General features: G+C 47.2%; 15 protein-coding genes. 7 read left to right on the forward strand and 8 right to left on the reverse strand.

Features of this window, described 5'->3' with window-relative positions; all coding sequences use genetic code 11:
* Positions 1-15: 15 nt before the first annotated feature.
* The 6 genes from MKX68_RS28375 to MKX68_RS28400 all read right to left on the reverse strand — a co-directional run bounded on the left by MKX68_RS28375 (position 16) and on the right by MKX68_RS28400 (position 10,920).
* A complete protein-coding gene (locus MKX68_RS28375; RefSeq protein ID WP_338594241.1) occupies positions 16-756 on the reverse strand; it encodes a polysaccharide deacetylase family protein in 741 nt (246 codons plus the stop codon).
* A 473-nt stretch (positions 757-1,229) separates the two neighbouring features.
* The gene (locus MKX68_RS28380) at positions 1,230-1,733 is read right to left on the reverse strand and encodes a ferritin (protein WP_339784182.1); all 504 of its coding nucleotides are present in this window, start codon (positions 1,731-1,733) and stop codon (positions 1,230-1,232) included.
* A gap of 157 nt (positions 1,734-1,890) precedes the next feature.
* The gene (locus tag MKX68_RS28385; RefSeq protein WP_017688846.1) at positions 1,891-2,010 is read right to left on the reverse strand and encodes a hypothetical protein; all 120 of its coding nucleotides are present in this window, start codon (positions 2,008-2,010) and stop codon (positions 1,891-1,893) included.
* A gap of 100 nt (positions 2,011-2,110) precedes the next feature.
* Complete coding sequence (locus MKX68_RS28390; protein ID WP_036608707.1) at positions 2,111-2,368, reverse strand: YolD-like family protein; 258 nt, start codon at positions 2,366-2,368, stop codon at positions 2,111-2,113.
* 153 nt (positions 2,369-2,521) lie between these two features.
* Positions 2,522-4,213 carry a DUF11 domain-containing protein gene (locus MKX68_RS28395; RefSeq protein WP_340915171.1) on the reverse strand — a complete coding sequence of 564 codons (1,692 nt, stop codon included), beginning with the start codon at positions 4,211-4,213 and terminating at the stop codon, positions 2,522-2,524.
* The gene (locus MKX68_RS28400; protein WP_340915173.1) at positions 4,210-10,920 is read right to left on the reverse strand and encodes a DUF7507 domain-containing protein; all 6,711 of its coding nucleotides are present in this window, start codon (positions 10,918-10,920) and stop codon (positions 4,210-4,212) included. Before MKX68_RS28400 ends, MKX68_RS28395 begins: the two co-directional genes overlap by 4 nt.
* A gap of 232 nt (positions 10,921-11,152) precedes the next feature.
* Here MKX68_RS28400 and MKX68_RS28405 point away from each other — a divergent pair, with 232 nt between their 5' ends.
* Positions 11,153-12,283 (forward strand): GGDEF domain-containing protein, encoded by a 1,131-nt coding sequence (locus MKX68_RS28405; RefSeq protein WP_339784185.1) that lies wholly within the window; start codon positions 11,153-11,155, stop codon positions 12,281-12,283.
* 131 nt (positions 12,284-12,414) lie between these two features.
* Here MKX68_RS28405 and MKX68_RS28410 read toward each other — a convergent pair whose 3' ends face one another.
* Together MKX68_RS28410 and MKX68_RS28415 are read right to left on the reverse strand one after the other, a co-directional pair.
* On the reverse strand, positions 12,415-12,936 hold the full coding sequence (locus tag MKX68_RS28410) for a hypothetical protein (RefSeq protein WP_340915175.1): 522 nt from the start codon (positions 12,934-12,936) through the stop codon (positions 12,415-12,417).
* A gap of 71 nt (positions 12,937-13,007) precedes the next feature.
* Positions 13,008-14,648 (reverse strand): sensor domain-containing diguanylate cyclase, encoded by a 1,641-nt coding sequence (locus MKX68_RS28415; protein ID WP_339784187.1) that lies wholly within the window; start codon positions 14,646-14,648, stop codon positions 13,008-13,010.
* Positions 14,649-15,109: 461 nt separating this feature from the next.
* Between MKX68_RS28415 and MKX68_RS28420 the strand changes: the two genes are divergently transcribed.
* The 6 genes from MKX68_RS28420 to mnhG are packed head-to-tail and all read left to right on the forward strand — an operon-like array spanning position 15,110 to position 21,018.
* Entirely contained in the window at positions 15,110-18,064 is a 2,955-nt protein-coding gene (locus MKX68_RS28420) for a Na+/H+ antiporter subunit A (protein WP_340915178.1), read from the forward strand.
* Position 18,065: 1 nt separating this feature from the next.
* The gene (locus tag MKX68_RS28425; protein WP_036670645.1) at positions 18,066-18,404 is read left to right on the forward strand and encodes a Na(+)/H(+) antiporter subunit C; all 339 of its coding nucleotides are present in this window, start codon (positions 18,066-18,068) and stop codon (positions 18,402-18,404) included.
* Positions 18,397-19,875 carry a Na+/H+ antiporter subunit D gene (locus MKX68_RS28430; RefSeq protein ID WP_074094789.1) on the forward strand — a complete coding sequence of 493 codons (1,479 nt, stop codon included), beginning with the start codon at positions 18,397-18,399 and terminating at the stop codon, positions 19,873-19,875. The genes MKX68_RS28425 and MKX68_RS28430 overlap by 8 nt, the downstream gene beginning before the upstream one ends.
* A 6-nt stretch (positions 19,876-19,881) precedes the next feature.
* Positions 19,882-20,358, forward strand: coding sequence for a Na+/H+ antiporter subunit E (locus tag MKX68_RS28435; RefSeq protein ID WP_036608718.1), 477 nt, complete (start codon positions 19,882-19,884; stop codon positions 20,356-20,358).
* Positions 20,358-20,642, forward strand: coding sequence for a Na(+)/H(+) antiporter subunit F1 (locus tag MKX68_RS28440; protein ID WP_017688855.1), 285 nt, complete (start codon positions 20,358-20,360; stop codon positions 20,640-20,642). The genes MKX68_RS28435 and MKX68_RS28440 overlap by 1 nt, the downstream gene beginning before the upstream one ends.
* Entirely contained in the window at positions 20,626-21,018 is a 393-nt protein-coding gene (mnhG, locus tag MKX68_RS28445) for a monovalent cation/H(+) antiporter subunit G (RefSeq protein ID WP_074094788.1), read from the forward strand. Before MKX68_RS28440 ends, mnhG begins: the two co-directional genes overlap by 17 nt.
* Positions 21,019-21,086: the final 68 nt, after the last annotated feature.

Genomic DNA, 21,086 nt, shown 5'->3' on the forward strand with positions numbered 1-21,086 from the left:
TAAACATTAAAAAGATTAACGCTTGTCGTTCCAGAAATTAACCGGCTGCACTTTTTTGCTTAATACTTCAAAACGATACCCTTCTGCCTTCAATGTTTTCAACACTTGCGGTAATACTTTCAGCGTTGCTTCCTGGTCGTGCATAAGCACAACTGGCGTTGTTCCGCTCTTTTGCACATTGTGGATCTGCTTCATTACACTGTTATAGACTTTCTGGTGATCTTTCTGATATTTCCAGTCTTCCGAATCCACATTCCAATCCCATAGATGGAATCCACCCTGGCCCAGCAGTACATCACGGAATGCCGGTTTGAGATATGGTTTACTACCATATGGCGTCCGAACGAGACTTGTTTTAACTCCGGCAACCTTATTCAGACTTACATTGGCCTGTTGCATCTCTTTCAATCCGCTATATGCAGATTTATAGAATTTGCTTGGAACGTGAGTCACACCATGCAGACCCAATCCATGCCCGTCAGCTACGATTCGTTTGGTAGCCTTCTGAAATTTCTCCATTTGAGGACCCAGCATGAAAAAAGTTGCCTTTGCATTATACTGATCCAGAATATCCAGTAATTGACCCGTATGAGCGGTTGGCCCATCATCAAAAGTCAGGTATATGATTTTGGAATTTGCTTTGCTTGCACCACCCTTGGATGCAGCTGATTTGGCAGATACCGACTGCGGCAATAATAGTGGAATGATTAGTAAAATAGCAAGTGTGAGCATGATAGATTTGCGAATATGTAACATAATTAAAAATCTCCCTTGTGTGTTATATTTCCCCAGGTGTCCATGTTTTTCTACCTTCATCCCTTGGCGATTAATCCTAATACTATCAAAGATAGTGACTCCTGTTCTCGCTTTAAAGGCTACGGTAGAGTTACACTTTTGTCAGATAAACCTAAAATTTAATACGAATTTGATAGATTTAAGTAAAAAAAAGATCCCGTCAGGATAGATCAATTGTGACATATCCTCTATTACCCACATTCAGAATTTTGATAGACTTTTACTCCAATTCAAACAAATCTATACAATCATTAAATATCGTTGCATGCAAAAAAACCTGCACAAGTGCAGGCTTCTTTGTTTTCAATCAGCATATGGCATCAAACCATCATCCCTTGCAAGGGGATTGCCCCCATTGCTTTCAGGATCATTACCTCATGCTATATGTACATGGTGTTTTGACGCTGGAATCTTCTCGACTCCCTACGTGCAATTTATTCAGTTGGAGCAGTGAACGAACGTTTGCCAAACTCGGCATCCAGCATGTAGAAGGCATTGCTGTCTTTTTCAATGCGGCGAAGCTTCTGAATAATATTGTCAAACAAAGCTTCCTCTTCAACCTGCTCATCAATGAACCATTTCAGGAAATACATCGTTGCATGTTCACGTTCATTCAGAGCGATGTCAGCCAGATTGTAGAATTTTTTCGTGTTTTGCTGTTCATGAGCATAACCATGCTCAAATACATCCAGCATCGAAGCATATTCATTCTTCGGTTCTGGCAAAGCCGCAAGTGTGGCACGTTGTCCACGATCATTCAGGAATTTGTATATTTTCATGCCATGGAATCGCTCTTCTTCCGCTTGCACGATGAAGAAGTTCGCAAATCCATCCAGACTTTTGCTGGAACAATAGGCTGCCATAGCCAGATATACATGAGCGGAATAAAACTCAAAATTCATCTGTTCATTTAAAGACTCTGTTAACGCTTGGCTCATAATCAAAACACCTCTTTCTTTCTCTAGGGATGGTTACATTCTAACATAACGTAAGCAGGACTTACACCGATTTTCTACAAAATTCGCCAATGACTGAACGAACAAAAAAAGCTCTGCCGCGATGGCAGAGCTTCTTTCATTCTTTAGAGATATGCAATTATACCAAGAACGCTTTGGAGATGATAACCAACAGGATGAACAGAACCAGAATGGCACCTACAGAAGTGAAACCTCCGTATCCGTAGCCTCTTGTTTCTCCACCTAATACTTCGCTCATTGACCGTACCTCCTCTGCAACAGGTATGGGTTATCTTATGCAGGAAGAACGACTTTGACAGGGCGGATGCCCTAATTATTCAGATTGCTGTTTTTTTCGTTCAGTACCGGGGAGATTGCACACGCATGATATCCAGAAAAGGTACCTTCGCTGTGAACTCTTCTTCGGTATACTCTACATGCACAAGTCGTGTACGGGAGTCCATTTTGACGATGACTCCTTGCACCTGATCTTCCTTGCCCCATACCGTCAACAGTACTTCCGAACGTTCCCGAAAGGCTTCAACCAGCTGGTTTCCCAACTCTTCAAGTTCAAACTCATCCCGTGTAGGTCTTTTTGCTACTTTTGCTTTTGCCAATATGGCTGCCTCCTCTACTCCGACGTCCCGATTCCACGGGTTGATTGCCGAGTTCATATTCAATTAGTATACCATTCATTTACGTTCGTGTAATCTCATGGCATCCAGAATGAGCAAATTCCTCAGGCAATTTACCGTTAACCGTGATACCTCCTATTCTTCTCCATACTCCACAATGATGCTGTACTCATTCGATCGGGTTTCTCCAGCCCGTTTTTGTCCATTCCATTCATACGTGTACATGGCAATCAAGTCTCCTTGCAGCGTCCCCGCCTTCTCAGAAGCTAACTGCGCTACATACGAGATGTTTTTTTCCGTTCCAGGCTCAATCACGCCCACATGCAGAACCCGTGGTGTAGAATACTCTGATATGCTCAATTGGATCTCACCCGTAGCTTGCCCAAGCCATCTGGCACCCTCAGGTAAAATGCTCCCAAGTTGTACACGTGCCGGCAAATTGCCCGTATTCCCCACACGTACCTGAAAAGTGACGGTACCTCCCTGCTCGACCAATGTGGGTGTCACTTGAACATAAGCCTGAATTATCGGCGCTTTTAATTCGACCACAGCTTCATTGGATGTAATCATCCGCTGCACTGACCGTGAATCCGGCAATCGAAATGTATACATCAGGCTAGCATGATTCACATACCTGTAGTCCTCAGGCATCGATTCATCTCGATCTGGAAGTTTCGCTTCGAACTGAATATTCAGAACCGAACGGGCTGTCAGCGTCCCCAGATTAAGCCCTTTAACCAGATTGGTTCCGGGACGTTTAACCCCATTCCAGCGCAGACTGCCTTCAACAAATGTCACACCTGTGGGCAGTACATCCAGGAGAGTTCCATCCACCGCATAACTGCTTGCATTGGAGACGGTAATATTATAGTGGACGGCATCACCCAATGTGGCCGTTACCGGGAGCACACTTTTCACCACAGAGACCTGGGGCTGTATCACTTCCAGGGTAACCTGATTGGAGTAGACCGTCTCCTGCTGTCCTGCCGAAATATACGCCAGTACGGCTACACTTGATATTCCGTTTGCATCGCTTCCCCCCATAACCTGAACCCGATATTGTATTCTAATTGAGCTTCCGGGCAAAATCTCTCCAAGTTGTATGCCCGTATCAGGCGTTACTTGTGGCGCAAACATTTCATCTACGATGACACTCGCAGGTATAAAAACAATACCCTGTGGCAAAGAAACCGTTACTTGGGCATTCGTGGCCGAAATAAAACCTGGATTGCTCACGATGACGGTGTACATGACAATATCCCCTGAGAAGGTATAGATGTGATCCGCCTGCAAGGAGATCTCCAGCCGGGATGAGACCAGATTGACCTCCACGATATTGGATTGTTCCATACCTGTAACCGTTCTGCCTTCCGGTGTCAAAAACTCATAGTTAACCTGTGCCTGATTCAACAGCTTCAGTGTCTCAGGTAAACGCAAGATTACAACTTGGAAGTGGTATCGCAACGTGGCTCCGGGCTCGATTTCAGCTGGAGGCAATCCTCTCTCCGGTGATGCTCCCGGTAACGGAATACCATCACGTAATACACTGTTGGGAAGCAGTGCCGTCTCTGCAGATAGCTGATCCAATAGGCGCACTACGGCCGTAAGATTTCCGGTGTTAACAATTTCAACACGGTAGATAAGAGACTGCCCCAAGGCAGCCTCCGTGACATTGCACACTTTTCTGACTTCAAGCCTGGGGCCGATCCACGGTGTTACAACCGTATTTGAATAAGATACCTGTTCCAGTTCAGTCGCACCCGAGCTGAATCGAACCAGGGACTGATTCTTTAGCCAGTGGGACAACGGACCGGAAGATTGGCTCATATCACCACAACCTCTACTCTGAATGTAACCGTAACGGAAGCACCCGCAGCAATCGAACCAAGCGTGATGCCTGTATTCGGATTCCCTGTTGGTCTTGGCACACCATCCACCGTAACACTTCCTGGCACAAATACTGTACCGACAGGTACCGGGTCAACCATGACCACATTATTCACCACTTCAATGCCGCTATTGGTTACTACAACCGTATAGGTGATTACATCACCAACAACAGCATCAATGGCACTTGTGCTTTTGGCGACAACAACATTTGGTGCAGATACCGGGATAACCAGAACATTCGAAGATACGGTGCCCGTCAACAGACGGCCATCGGGTGGACTAAATGTATAATTGGCCACCGCCTGGTTAACCAGTTGCTGATCCTGCGGCAACGTATCTACAGTCACTTCGAGGGTAACCGTTACAATAACCGTACCTCCGGACGGTATGGTACCCACAACGATACCCGTCTCCGGATTGGCACCTGGCTGTGGAACACCATCAATCAGAACACTGTTGGGAAGCAGTACGGCTCCATTCGGTATATTGTCCGTTAATGTCAAATTTGCATCAAGATTTCCGCTATTGTTAATGGCAAAAGAATAGGTGATAGTGTCACCAATCGTTGCATTGGAAGTGCTCCCTGTTTTGGTTACGGCAATAATCGGCTGATAGATTGGTGTTACAACCGTATTGGAATACGCTGCTCCCGAGAAAACACCCGATGTGAAACTTACGGAAGACTGACTGCTCACTTGTGGTGGTGTTGGCAGTGTATTGACCCGAACTGCATACGATACCGCTATCGATGCTCCAGGTGCCAAACTACCAAGGGCTATGCCCAGCGCAGGGTTGGCCAAGGCACGTGGGACGCCGTCCACCAGAACACTGCCTGTAACAAATGTAGTGGCTGGGTTGATCGGATCGGTTATCACAATGTTGTTTACCGGGTCAATTCCTTCATTGGTCACAACCATCTCGTATACAATCGTATCGCCCACCACAGCATCAATCACCGGAGTGGTCTTCACAACGCTGACATTCGGAGCAGATACTTGAATGTTGAGTGCGTTGGACGTAATCGTGCCTCCAAGTGTTCTTCCATCAGGTAATGTGTACGAAAATGTAGCAGAAGCCTGATTGGTGATGGACTGGCTCAAAGGTAATGTCACAATCACAACGGAGAAGGTAACCAGAGTTGTTGTGGAAACGACACCAAGCGGAATACCCGAAGCCGGATCTGCACCTGGTGCAGAAGCTCCGTTAATAATAACGCTATTTGGAACAAGCTCTGTTCCGGCTGGAATGGTATCGGTCAACGTGACGGATGCCCCATAGTTCCCGGCATTGGAGATGGCGATGCTGTACACAACGGTATCCCCTACCGTTGCTATCGTCTGATCTCCCGTTTTCACTGCCGACAGAATAGGTTGATAGACCGGAGTTGTAACTGTATTGGAGAATGTGGTCGCTGAAAAAGTACCTGATGTAAAGCTGACCGTGGACTGATTGTTTAACACTGCACTTGCCGGGAGCGCCGTAACCTGCACACTAAATACAACGGTTACCGTAACACCAGGTGCGATGGAACCAAGTGTTATTCCCGTAGAAGGATTGGCACCAGGGCGCAGAACACCATCGACAAACACGCCGGTTGGCGCAAGAACGGTACTTGTCGGCACTGCATCCGTGAAAACCACATTGTTGACCGTTGCAATTCCGTTATTGGTTACAGCGATGCTATACGTTACGACATCACCAACAGATACCGCCGTTGAAGTTGTGGATTTGACGACATCGACATCCGGTGCCGATACGGTAATGGTCAGCACATTGGATAGAACAGACTCCGTGATGTTCCGCCCATCCGGCAATGTATATGATAGAGCTACCGTAGCCTGATTCACCAGTTGTTGCGGACTTGGCAGCGTATCAACAACTACTGAAAAGGTAATGGTGGTCGTAGCTCCGGGAGCCACATTGCCTGCGGGGATGCCGGTTGCCGGACTTCCTGCTGGCAGCGGTTGACCGTTCACAATAACGCTATTTGGAACAAGGATGGTTCCGGCTGGAAGGTTATCTGTCAAGTTAATCTGGGCTCCATAGTTTCCCTGATTGCTCACGGTGATCGTGTAGCTAACCGTATCCCCAACGGTAGCGTTTTGTGTACTGGCTGTTTTTTGTGCTGAAAGAATAGGCTGGTACACCGGAGTGACCACGGTATTTGAAAAGGTTGTGCTTGAGAATGTACCTGAGGTAAAACTGACCGTAGAGCGATTGCTCAACTGATTGCTTGGCGGGATCGCGTCGACACGGATACTGAACGTGACCGTTGCGGACGTTCCGGGCCCCAATGTACCAAGGGATATCCCACCTGCCGGATTGGCTCCAGGTTGCGCAACCCCATTCACTGTGACACTACCTGTAACAAAGGAGGCTCCAGCTGGAATCGGGTCCGAAAACTGAATATTGTTCACTGGTGCAATTCCACTGTTAGTCACCAGAATGGAATAGGTCACCGTATCGCCTACCGTAGCCGCAGTGGAAGCTGTGCTTTTGACAACAGACACGTTTGGTGACGAGACCGGGAACGTGAGCGTATTCGAAGTGGCTGAGCCAGTCAACGTCCGCCCATCTGGAGGTGTAAATGTAAAGGATGATGTAGCAAAATTGCTAAGCTGCTGCGGAGATGGAAGGGAATCCACAACAACAGCAAACGTGACAACAGCCGTCGCCCCCGCTGCTACAATGCCTACCGGGATGCCAGCTGCTGGCGTCGCTCCAGGTTGGGGTACACCAGATACCACAACACTGTTAGCTACTAAAGTAGTCGCAGCTGGAATGGTATCTGTCACTGTAACATTTGCCTCCAGATTGCCTGTGTTGCTAACCGTTACCGTGTATACAACCGTATCACCTACGGTTGCATTGACGGTATTTGCCGTTTTGACAAGTGAAATCTGCGGTTGTATGACCGGAGTCTGAGTCGTATTGGACGATGATGACCCTGAAAATGAACCGGATGTGAAGCTGACCGTCGACTGATTGTTAATCTGTGAAGGAATCGGCATGGTAATCGTCACCTCAAAAGTTACGGTAACCTCGGCTCCTGGAGCCAACGTACCGATTGGAATGCCGGCTGTCGGATTGGAGAGCGGGAACGAAGTCCCGTTCACAATGACACTTCCGGGTACAAATGGGGTATTTGAAGGAAGAGGATTGACATATACCACATTATTAACGGCTACTGTGCCGTTATTACGAATAACAGATGTGTATCGAATGACATCCCCGACTACGCCGTACTCTACATTGTCACTGTTGACAATCGTAACATTGGGCAGAGACACTGGAATAGTGATGGTGTTTGATGACGAGAGACCGGCAATCGTTCTCCCACTTGGGAGTGTGTAGGCAAACGAAGCAACCGCCTGATTAATTAACTGTCTTGCATCTGGCAAACTGGTAACCGTCGCAACAAAGGTGACCGTTGCACCTGAGCCCGCAGCAATCTCTCCTAGACTGATTCCTATCTCCGGGCTGACCCCAGGTGTAGGTACGCCATTAATAATGACACTATTTGTACTGAATACTGCTCCTGCAGGAATGGGATCAGTCAAGGTAACCGTTGCAGCTATATTACCTGTATTGTTAATTTGGATGGTGTAATTAAACGTATCGCCTACCGTCAAACTTGTTGTACTTGCTGACTTCACCACTTGGATCACTGGCAGAAATATGGGGGTATTTACTGATATGGAAGAAGAAACACCATTAAAACTGCCTGATGTAAATGCTGCATTGGCTCGGTTACTAACCAAACCCGTGGATGGAACAGAATTCACTCGGGTCTGATAGGTCACAATTACACTGCTTGAGCTATTCAATGTACCCACTGCTATTCCCGCAACGGGGCTTGCGCTTGTAACAGCAGATCCATTAATCGTGACACTACCTGGGACAAATTCAGAGCCGGATGGTGCATCTGAAATCACCAAATTTTGTACTGCACTAATTCCTGCGTTTGTTGCAACAACGGTATACGTAAGCACATCTCCTACTGTCGCATCTGGTGTGTTTACTGTTTTACTAATAGAAATATTGGGAGCCGATGCAGATATACGAACGATATTGGATAAGCTGCTGCCGGAGAGATTCCGTCCACTTGGAAGCTGGTACGTATAACTTGCAGTCCCTTGATTCTCCAGTGTCGGGGGAGTCGGAAGTGTTGTGAGTGTAGCGCGAAACACCACCGTAGCCGTAACTCCCGGCAGGAGGCTGCCCAGTGTTATTCCAGTTAATGGGCTTGTTCCAGGACGTGCAGTACCATTCACAGTTACCGAATCCGGGACAAACGTCAGCCCCGCTGGAATCGTATCGGTCACATTCACTTGAGTCGCTATGTTTCCACTGTTCGTGACCACAAGTGTGTATGCAATCTGATCCCCCAGTGTCGCATTGGTTTGGCTTGCCGACTTGTTGATACCAACAACAGCTTGGTATACAGGGGTTGTAATGGAATTGGAGTTGGAAATACCCGTGAACGCACCTGAGCTATACGATACTACCGCTCGGTTGACTAACGAACCCGAAGCAGGCTGGGACTGCACATTCACCTGAAACGTCACCGTCGCAGAACTTCCGGCCGCCAATGTCCCAATAGAGATACCACTGCTCGGATTCGCAGACGGTACGACAGTTCCCCTTACGGTTGCACTGCCGGGAACAAAAGTTATTCCAGCAGGGAGCGCATCTGTAAGTACCACATTGTTAATCACCTGAATACCGCTGTTGGTAGTAACTACGGTGTACGTGAAGGTCTCCCCAACAGCAACATCGGTGACTGATGCTGATTTTACCGTGGTCACATTTGGCAAGGTTACCGGGATTGTTAAAGTATTCGAGGCGATGTTTCCCGTGATCGTCCGACCATCAGGTGAATTGAAGGAATAAGAAGCCGTAGCTTGATCCACAAGAGTCGGCGGTGTCGGCAAGCTTGTTACAAGTACCTGAAAGGTCACGGTATTGGCACTTCCTGCCGCAAGGCTCCCCAGATTAACGCCGGTAACCGGATTGGCGCCAGCAATCACATTTCCATTCAGACGAAAGCTGCCTGCTACATATGAGCTACCACTTGGAATGTTATCCCTCAATGTAACGTTGGCAGCAACATTCCCTCCGTTGTTCACTTGGAGTGTATAAGTTACCAGGTCACCCACCGTGGCATTGGTGGTACTCGCCGATTTCACAATGGACAGGTTTGGCGAATAAACAGGAAGGGTGGAGTTATTGGACGGAATAACTCCGGTAATGACCGGCCCCCCTGCTACGCTTTGAAAGGTAAAGGCTGCATTGGCCGAATTCACCAGTTGCAGGATGCTTGCATCCTGACCGATGAGTGCTCGATAGGTTACAACGACACTGCTGGATAAAGTTAACGAACCCAGCGGAATGCCTGCCGTCACATCAAGTGTTGGACGGGATACACCTGCAACAGTGACACTGCCTGGAATAAAGGTAAGACCTGCAGGAAGTGAATCGGATAAAACAACACTGGCCGCACTCGCAGTGCCTGCATTGGTAACGGTAACCGAATATAAAATACTATCCCCGGCAACTGCACCGGCGGCGACCGTTGCCTTAGCCAATGTGATCTTGGGCGCATTAATATCAACTTGAATTGCATTGGCGTTGACAATGTAGGCATCCCCCGAGGTGGTTAATGTCAACACCGCAGATGACTGGTTATTGATCAATCTTGCTGAAACATCCACATTGGTAATATCCCAGCCTTGACGTCCACCGATAATATTGGTGCCTGGAGCCCCGTTGATCTGATTTCGTGTCCCAAACGTTCCTGTTGTATTAAGCGCTCCGGTATCTCCGTTAATCTGAGAAGCAAAAAAGTTCGCAGCTAGATTATTGGGCCCGGACAAAGCAACCGATGTAGCTGAGGTTGGCCCAAATAATGCCTGGTCACCGGTCCGGTTCGCGTCGCCCTCCTGCGCACTGAACAGTATTCTTCCTCCCAGTACACCGGAAAGGGGCGTTGCAAATCCAGTCAATGTGGTAACGACAGGTGGTGAAGTGGATTGAACGAGTACGCCTCCTGCACGCAAAGACATGTTGCGAAAAGGCAGATTGGGATTCTGATAAATGACTCCAAGTGTCCATCCCGCATGATTGGCCGTGGAATCATTTGTAATAACAATAGTCCCTACTACTGCTCCGGTGATATATGTACCTGCTCCCCCATTTTGTACAAGTGTCGTCACATTGGCAGAACGTACATAGCCAGCAGCACCGCCCCCAAGATCAAATTGATTGTAGGTAAGTGGATCGGGGGTAACACTGGAAGTCCCTGCCGGTGTAATAAACGTAACCGGATTGTTGATGGCAGCACTCAGATTGACTGTACCATTGATGTAACTGCCGCCCCAGATCAATTCTGCATACAGAACGGTACTTCCAGCCGGCAGCGTAAGAATGGCTGCTGAACTGTTGCTCTGATACAGGCTTGTCGTTCCCAGTGGATAGGTGCCGTACTGGAGGCTGGTGTTGGTTGTGATAAAACCTCCAATACTGTCCTGTGTTCCGGGTACCCCCGCTGTTTCCGAACGACTCAGTCCAAGCGTATTTCCTGTAAATGTAATTGCTCCCGTAGCATTAACGGTTGAACGAACGACAAGAGGAATGAAGATCACCTCCCCTTCATCAATGATTTCCTACATATGGAACGGAGCCATGTATATAGTCTATGAGTGTATCGTTGAGTTTTGTTTGTCCTCCATAAAAAGTTTGTGACAACTCGAAACTTCTGTGAGTTTTGTTCTCACATAACAGTTAAATACATTTGCGTTTTGTTCATTGTGATTTATAATCATCATATACGAGAGTAATTCTGTCGTACCATTATGATGCAGTCAGCGGTGATATATGAAAGGTTTCCATACGCGCAATAGCCATATTCCAACAGAATACGAGTTCAAACATTCCAAATGGATTCAAAAAATGCTCCATGCCTACTGGGTTGTTATCATTGCACATTTCGCCATTCAGATTGGCTGTTTCCTGTTTCTGGAGTATGAGCGCACACCGATAGATTTCTTGATGAATGTGCTTTTCTGGCCTACGGCCGTCAGCAGTTCATGCATTTTGTTCGCAAGTTGGGTTGATCGGCGCTTCAGTTCATATTCCTTTTACACCATGTCTATAGCCAGCACGGTTATCGCCTGGACGATTATTCATGTCAATTATGACATTCGGATTATATTAGCAATCTGTCTGTTGCCCATCTTTGCTTCGGTACTGTTCTTCAGTAAAAAAAGAGTCTGGATTGTCTTTCTGATGCAGATGATTGGTTACCTTCTGGTTTTGTTCGATCCGGCCTACCGGTTGTACCTGTCTTCATTTGACATGGTATCCATTCCGGCTTTTCTAATCCTTGGTACATATGTAGCACAGGTTATCGTAACCAGCGGCGTTGAAGTTTTGGAAGATCTTCAGGCCAGTATGGTTGCCAAGCAGGACCTTATTGTGCGAAATGCCATTATGACCAAACAGTCCAAAACTGACGGTTTAACGAACCTTTATAATCAAAGCTCATTCAAGGATTATTACGAAAAAGCATTTGAGTATGCCAACAGTGGCTTGAGTCTGCATCTGGCCCTGATCGATATTGATGACTTCAAATCCATTAATGATACGTATGGTCATCGGGTTGGAGATATCATTCTGGAGAAAGTGTCCCTGATCATTCAGGAAACGATTACCTCAAGTGATATTGCAGCACGGTACGGGGGCGAAGAGTTCGCCATATTGATGTTTGAGCAATCTTTCAAGCAGGCCTATGCCTTGGTGGAACAGATTCGTCAGAAGATTGCCCTGATGGGCCATCTGGAACTTGAAGGAGCTTCCATCACGGTGAGTATCGGTCTCAAAAGCTACAGTCCTAATCTAAGCAAAGACAAATTGTTCGAGGAAGTGGATGCCTGTCTGTATGCCGCCAAACGAACAGGTAAAAATAAAACCGTAACATCACTTGATCTGACTCCGTCTCCTTCGTAGAGAAAATATAAATAAAAAAGTTGTGCTGTACACCGGAATTCCGGTTTGTACAACACAACTTTTTTTGGGTTTGCTTATGATTAATTAGCCGATCTTCTCCCTAAATCCATACCTGCAACTATGTCTGTACATCATTCCGCCCATTCCCAGCGATGACGATTTTGCTCCAGCCTGGGATGAAGATCACCTGATGGCCCGTCAATGATGAGACGAAGCTCTTTGATCCAATCCTTGAAGGAATCAAATGAAGCAAACATATTCGCCATCTCTATCGTCAAATAAAGAAAATGAGGGGCTGGATATTCCGCAGTGATATGGCGCAGCGCGCTATCCACAGGTGTATATTTCTTTCTCTTGCCCTCAAGCCCCTCCACACGTATACGTGAAGTTGGATGTTCCCGCCGCCAATCATGCAGGCGGTCTTCTCTTTTGTAATATGCCTGTATTGTATCCTTGCTCATTCGTTTGAACGTGCTCTCATGTAAAGGATACAGCACAAGCTGTATGAATGAACGGGTATCCACCGTTGCAGCAGCGCGCTCGAGTTGCTCATCCGTCACATGTTCAAACGAGTCATAAAAAGTCAGTGTGCCTTTACGGCTGGCCGCAGGTGGCTCATAACCATAAGGTACAGATGTATGATTTCCAGACATTTCACCCCTCCTTGTCTATACGCACATTCGCACAAAGGTAATTGGGATAACCCAGCTATTGTTATTATACGCTAACGATCCTGCTTCAACTCGGAATAAAATGTCATTCTGTTCTTGCCTGCACGTTTGGACTCATACAAAGCTTCGTCCGCCATCCGAATAATCTCACTTGGGTTGTCGCTGTTGGTTGGATATTCAGCACCTCCAATGCTACATCCAATTCGAATTCGCTCGTATTCGATAATAAACGGCTTGTTCAGACTTTGAATGATGGCTTCTGCATAAGCCATGGCTTCTTCCCTCGGATGACTTCCAACAGACTGAAGTACAATCAGGAATTCATCTCCGCCCAATCGGACTGTTATACCCTTCTCCTGACCAAGAGCCGACAGTCGCTGGGCCACTTTCTGTAGCAGCACATCTCCAGTCTGATGTCCAAGTGTATCGTTGACCCTTTTGAATCCATCGAGATCCAGATAGAGAAAAGTCAGCGTGTGATTTTCACTTTCGGTCTCCAGAGACTCCTCCAAATACACTTCAAGAGCAGTGCGATTCGGCAGACTAGTCAACTGATCAAAATGCGCCAGATTCTGCATCACGACGAGCTCTGAGTTTTTATTCATAAGAGAGGTCAGCATATCCCGAAGCGAACGGGACAACACTTCAATCTCCTTTATCCCCTTATTCGCAGGAATCTCAAGCTCTTCCCCTGCACGCAGTCGATTGGCTACTCTGGTAAGACGTACTAGTGGGGAAGAGATCAGACGTGAGACAAACCAGCCAATCAGTGCAAACAGCACGGTAACGGCGAGTCCAGACCACACATTAAACCACATCAGGTCAAACACAGAAGCAAAAGCAGAAGACTTGACTTGACGAATGACTACGGTCCAGCCTAATCCGGGGTAATCCAGATGACCCTGGCTGTAGGCAAACCCTGTCACATATTCATTACCGTCAGGCCACTTTTCAATGGACCAACTACTTTTGTTGCGCTGGGCCTCTTCGATGCCGGGCAATACCAACGGTTTACCAACCCATTCCTTCGGCCCCAGTAGCACTGTATGTTCCTTTTTGCTCACGATAAAGAACTCAATGTCTTTTTCTTCCCTTTTCAATGGGGCAAGAACGGATTCCTCCACTTCCTTCGCCCATTCCCAGCTTAAATGTGCAGCGAGCACACCTTGAATATGTCCTTTGCTATCCTTCAGCGGAAAACTGATATCGACAAATTGCAACGGCTCTCCCGTTGGATTCGGAAGCAGCTTGGCAAGAAGTACTGCATTATGCACATCTCCAATGAATTTACCCTTGATTCCCTCCTGATACACAGGTCGCTCCGATAAATTTTCCCCAAGCAAGATACCATCCGTGGCAGCTAACACTTTTCCTTTTGGGTTCATGAATCCAACCCATGAGAATGAGGGAAAGCTATCTTGTAACTGATCCAGCAGCATCTGAATCTCATCAGGTTGGAATCCATCTTCCAACGAAACCATCCGGCCCAGCAGGTCCAGTTCACCCGCGCGAGCGGACATGAATCGATCCAGCTTGTCCGAAGCCTGTGAGGCCGTGCCTGTAAGCGAGTGACCAATCTCAGTCTCTACAGCAACAAATGACTTTTGGCTAAAAATAGACCCAATCGTCAAAGTAACCAGCAGGGATAACACAGCGAAGATGACTGTAAGCACAGTTCTAATTTTGAATGACATTACTTCCTCCATTACACGGTGAAACCATCTTGCTTTTCAACATAACTATGCTGTAAAGAGTACACGGAATGTCACCTCGGACGTGTCTCAAAACTCGCTGAAGTGCATCTTTTACCGCCTTTTCGCCCCCTGCTGCGTCACTTTCCCTTGACGTGCCCCGGCACGCCTGCGGAAAACTTCCTGGCTTGGAACGAAAATTCGGCAAAATCTGCTTCTTCGGAGTTTCAGACACGCCCTAATCGTTTTCATATTTATCGGAACTTGTGTGTTTATTTATTATACATGCCCATACAATATTATACTGAAATTTTCACCGTGTTTCTTCCATTCAAAGAATAGACACGATTCTGTATATACATACTTGGGTTATGAATATAGAGAGCAAGCATATCCTTCAAAGGATCATGCGCCTGTATGTCACAGAGAGAGTAATCGAACTACTAAACATTGGGGGTGTAATGTTGAGCCTGCTTCATGTTGCCGTTATTCTGCCTTTTGCCGCTGGCATTCTTCTTGCCATGCTGCATCGTTTCTTCCGTAAATTACATTTGGGATGGCCGGTTCTCCTTGTTCCGGCACTATTATTTGTATACTTTGCGAGTCTCATACCCGCTGTGTCACAGCGCAATACCGTATCTGGAAATATCCCATGGATTCCTTCACTGGACATTGGATTTAACCTGTATCTGGACGGTCTGAGCCTCATGCTGACACTGCTAATCACCGGAATCGGTGTCCTCGTTGTTCTCTACTCCATCTTCTACATGGATATGAAAGAAGCGCTGAACCGTTTCTACCTGTATCTGTTGATGTTCATGGGAGCCATGTTGGGCGTAGTGCTGTCTGATAATATGATCGTGCTCTACGGATTCTGGGAATTGACCAGTATTACGTCATTCCTGTTGATTGCATTTCATTACAAACGTAAAGCCTCGACTTCAGGTGCACAAAAATCATTCCTGATTACGGTATTTGGCGGTTTCGCCATGCTTACCGGATTCATGATGATGTATCTCATTACCGGAACATTCAGTATTCGTGCAACCATTGCAGGATTGGGTCAGTTTCAGGAAAGCGCACTATTTCTACCCGCACTTATCTTGATCCTGATTGGAGCTTTCACCAAGTCAGCTCAATTCCCGTTCCACATCTGGTTGCCGGATGCCATGGAAGCTCCCACACCTGTTAGTGCCTATCTTCACTCAGCCACCATGGTCAAGGCCGGACTGTACGTTGTGGCCCGATTCACACCAATCTTCGGTGGAGAGGGACTCTGGTTCTGGCTCGTTACTGGCGTTGGTCTTCTAACTTTGTGTTATGGATCATTCCTGGCGGTGAAAAAAAACGATCTCAAAGCGATTCTCGCCTATTCGACCATCTCTCAACTTGGTCTGATCATGTCCCTGTTAGGGGTTGGATCTGCTGCTCTCTACTTCGGATATGGCGAATCCTCTGCGATGTATACCGTGGCAATAACCGCTGCGCTGCTTCACCTGTTTAATCATGCGACCTTCAAGGCCGCTCTGTTCATGGTCGTAGGCATTGTCGATCATGAAACGGGTACACGTGACATTCGGAAGCTCGGTGGACTTGCTTCATTCATGCCAATTACATTCACCGTGGCATTGATTGGTTCACTTGCCATGGCGGGTATTCCGCCGTTCAACGGATTCCTGAGCAAGGAGTTATTCTTCCAGGCGATGGTAGAAGTCACGCATCTGCGAATCTTTGGACTTGGGTCCTGCAGTGTTCTATTGCCGGTATTCGCTTGGCTTGCAAGTGTGTTTACCCTGATCTATGCGCTTATTATCGTGTTCAAAACATTCCTCGGTCGTAGCCAAAGCGAGATCCCTGCCGAGAAACTGCACGAAGCGCCTGCTGGCATGCTCATTCCGCCTGTTGTTCTAGGTGTTCTTGTCATCGTATTCGGACTCTTCCCGAATCTGCTGGCCGGATCACTGATTGAACCGGCAATGGCCGCTGTGCTTCCATCCCTCTTGAATGGGAATGAGCGCTTCGATGTACATTTCTCTCTGTGGCATGGATGGACTCCGGAACTGATTATGACGATCGGAGTTGTGATTCTCGGAATCACTCTCTACAAGCTGTTGCCACGATGGAGGAATATTTATGAGCATTATCCACAAGGATTAACAATTAATAATATGTACCATGTCGTGCTGGATAATCTTCAGCATTATGCACGCAAATGGACGGAAGCCTATATGAATGGCTCGGTTCGTAATTATCTCGTTTACATTTTCTCATTCACGGTCGCGTTGCTGGTCTATGCCTTCTTCCGTTCAGGAGAAAATATTACCTGGAATCTGCAGGGCAATGCACCTTACTCATTCTATGAGGTGGTACTGCTAGTCACGCTCATCGGTGCAGCAGTCTCGATTCCTTTTGCCAAGAACAGATTGTCGGCAGTCATTATGACCGGGGCGGTTGGTTACCTCGTAACCCTGCTGTTTGTACTCTTCCGGGCGCCGGATCTGGCGTTGACACAGATGATTGTTGAGACGGTATCCGTTGCACTGTTCCTGCTCTGCTTCTACCATCTGCCTGAGCTTCAACGTGGCAAATCAAGCCGCAGTTATCTCACGGTGAATATGATCGTAGCGATTGCAGTCGGAATTGTGATGACTTTTGTTGCATTGGCCGCAAGCGGAACAGCCTCACTGGACAGCATTTCTACCTTTTTCCTTCAGGAAGCGTATGACTCGGCTGGTGGTAAAAATGTCGTGAACGTGTTGTTGGTGGATTTCCGAGGCTTCGATACGTTATTGGAGATTATGGTGCTTGGGGTTGCTTCATTGTCCATCTACTCCATGATTAATCTGAACCTCGAAGCGAAGGATCTCGGAGCCCGCTTGAAGTTCCGTAAGAAGGACGAAAGTCAGGATTCCGAGCCCGATCTGGATGATGAAACAGACAATACGAAAAAGTATGGTAACCGGGAACGCAGCTCATCCTCGTGGGATACTGTCCCCTTGCAGAGTAATGATGTATTGCTGCAAACGACCACCAAGGTCGTTGTGTTCATCATTCTGACGTTTGCCATGCATCTCTTCTTTGCAGGTCACCACAATCCGGGCGGAGGTTTCATCGGCGGCTTGGTAACAGCGGCAGCGCTCGTATTGATTGCCCTGGCATTCACTACTGATACAATACGCAAAGCGTTACCCGTTGACTTCCGTGTTCTCACAGGGATCGGATTGGGTATAGCGTTACTTACGGGTGCGGGTTCATTTATATTCGGAGTCCCGTTCCTAAGTCAAACCTTCGGCTATTTCGAACTTCCTTTGCTGGGAGAGACAGAACTCGCCACGGCCATGCTGTTTGATCTTGGCGTGTATCTCGCTGTCCTGGGTGTCACCATGACCATCATTCTACAGATCGGGGAGGATCGCTGATATGGAAATATTGATGTGTGTAGCCGTTGGCATTCTGTTTGCGGTTGCCGTCTTTTTAATCTTGTCGCGGAGCCTGCTCCGTATCGTACTTGGCATGTCCATACTAACCCATGGCGTGCATCTGCTCTTGATCACCATGTCACGTCTCAAAACTGGGGCACCACCACTGCTTGGGGAGATGGCTGAACGTTATGTCGATCCACTTCCTCAGGCTTTGATACTAACTTCAATTGTTATTAATTTTGGCCTCACTGCGTTCTTCTTTGTTCTCTCCTATCGTTCTTATCTGAAGTTAAAAACAGACGATATGGAAGAAGTAAGGGGGCGCCCATATGAATAATCTCGTCGTTCTGCCGATTCTGTTGCCTTTGATTACAGGTGTTCTGGCTCTGCTATTTTTCCGAAAAACAAATATCCAGCGGATCATTAGTGTCATTGGACTTTTGTTTACAGCAGCGGTGTCAACGATACTCATTACGCGGGTAGCACAGACTGGAGTTCTAACGCTTAATATGGGTGGATGGGCACCTCCCTATGGTATTGTGCTTGTTGCGGATATGGTGTCGGCGCTACTTGTCGTAGCCGCTTCCATCATTGCACTGGCGTGTCTACTGTATGCTTTCCGCAGTGTGAACAAGGAGCGGGAAGAGCACCACTTCTATCCGTTCTTTCATTTCCTGATTGCGGGAGTTAATGGATCATTTCTAACCGGAGATTTGTTCAATTTGTTTGTCAGCTTTGAACTGATGCTCATCTCTTCCTATGCACTGATCGTATTGGGAGGGACGGAAAGACAATTGCGTGAAACGATCAAATATGTCTTGATTAACATCGTTTCTTCAGCACTGTTTGTCGCTTCCATCGGCTTCCTCTACTCTATTACTGGCACATTGAACATGGCAGACTTGTCCGTAAAAATTGCTGAAGTGGGACAGAGCGGGGTTATTACCTTAATTGCCGTACTCTTCCTAATCGTATTTAGCATCAAGGCCGGACTGTTCCTGTTCTTCTGGCTGTCGGGCTCTTATGCTGCACCACCTGCTGTCGTCACTGCATTGTTCGCAGGATTGCTCACCAAAGTTGGCTTGTACGCAATTGTGCGAACATTCACACTGATCTTCTATCATGATCCTGATTTCTTCCATACACTGATCGGATGGATGGCTGGTGCAACGATGGTCCTTGGTGTCATTGGTGCGATCTCATACCGCGATGTGAACAAAATTCTCATTTACAACGTGGTCGCAGGTGTAGGTTTTGTCGCTTTTGGTATGGCTTCGGCCAGTCGTCCTGCACTGGAGGGGCTGCTCTTCTATATGCTGCATGATATGTTGATCAAAACATTGCTCTTCCTGCTCGGCGGTGCCTTGATCGCTGTTGCCGGAACATCAAAACTCGATAACATGGGTGGGCTAATCCATCGCTATCCGCTGCTCGGCTGGATGTTCTTCATTAGCGCACTTGCTTTGGCAGGTTTGCCGCCATTTAGTGGATTTCCAGGGAAGTTGCTTCTCTTTGAAGGAGGCTTGCAGGCAGGCTTGTATGGTCTTACCGGCATTGCGGTGCTTTCGAGCTTGTTGATGTTATATTCGGTACTACGCATCTTCATACAAGCGTTCTGGGGCGAACCGCCTGCCGGGGTTACAAGACGCCCTTACGCGGTGAACGGCCTGCTGATTCCTGCCGGAATTCTGTTTGTATTCATCATCGTAATGGGTGTGGGGGCTGAAGGCATGTTCCAATTGACCTCCCGCGCAGGCGATATTCTACTGCATCCCAATATTTATATTGATGCCGTATTGAAGGAGTAGATGTCTATGGCCTTTCAGATTGTACTGAATCTTATCATTGCTTTTGTATGGATGTTTCTGAACAATGCCTGGAATGGTGTTGGTTTTCTCATAGGTTACCTGCTTGGACTGCTTCTCATCGGGGGGATGCGCAGATTCTTCCCCCAGCGCTTCTATATTGTGCGGGTCTGGGCCATCTTCAAACTGATTACACTGCTGTTCAAGGAACTGGTGCGAGCCAGCATTGAGGTTATACGCCAGATTATCAAGCCCAAGCTCGATATAAGGCCCGGTATTTTTACGTATAAAACTCAATTGTCCTCGGATTGGGAGGTTACTCTGCTCTGCTTACTCATCTCATTGACACCGGGTTCTCTGCCGCTTGAGATCTCGGGTAATCAACGCAAACTGTTTATTCACGCACTGGATATCAAGGATGAACAGAAAATGAGAGATGATATCCAAAATACATTCGAAAAAGCAATTATGGAGGTGACGCGTTAATGTTATCCTCACTGTTGTTCATCTCATTGCTCATTCTCTCCTTAGCCATTCTGGGTTGCTTGTACAGGGTGCTGCGGGGACCATCCATGGCTGATCGGATTACAGCATTGGATACCATCGGTATCAATGTAATTGCCATCGTTGCCGTTCTGTCGATGATGCTGCAAACCCAAGCCTATCTGGATATCATCTTGCTGATTGGTATTCTGGCCTTTCTAAGTACAGTGGCATTTGCACGTTATATCGAACGGGGGGCGGTATTCAAAAATGATGGAGATCGTTAAAGTAACCACTGAAACCGCTATAGGTCTACTCGTACTGCTCGGTGCACTACTCAGTGCACTCAGTGCATTCGGACTTATTCGTCTGCCTGATGTATATCTGAGAGCCCATGCCGCAACCAAAAGTATGACACTTGGAGTATTCTGTGTATTAAGCGCTACATTTTTCTACTTCTGGTACTTCGATAACTATATCAGTGCCCGCTTGTTGCTTGGTATCCTGTTTGTATTCATCACGGCTCCGGTGGCCGGACATCTGAACGGACGGGCCGCCTATCGCACAGATGTACCACTGTGGGAGCAGAGCGTTCAAGATGAACTGGAACCTTTGTTAAAAGGGAAAAAGGTGAACCATGAGGCCAAGGATATGATGGAATAATCCCAAGCCTAGGCCCATAACGAATACCCCCAACGGATCAACCGCTCGTTTTGCGGTACGTCCTGGGG

It is taken from the genome of Paenibacillus sp. FSL M8-0212, from assembly GCF_038004645.1.
Taxonomy (GTDB): domain Bacteria; phylum Bacillota; class Bacilli; order Paenibacillales; family Paenibacillaceae; genus Paenibacillus.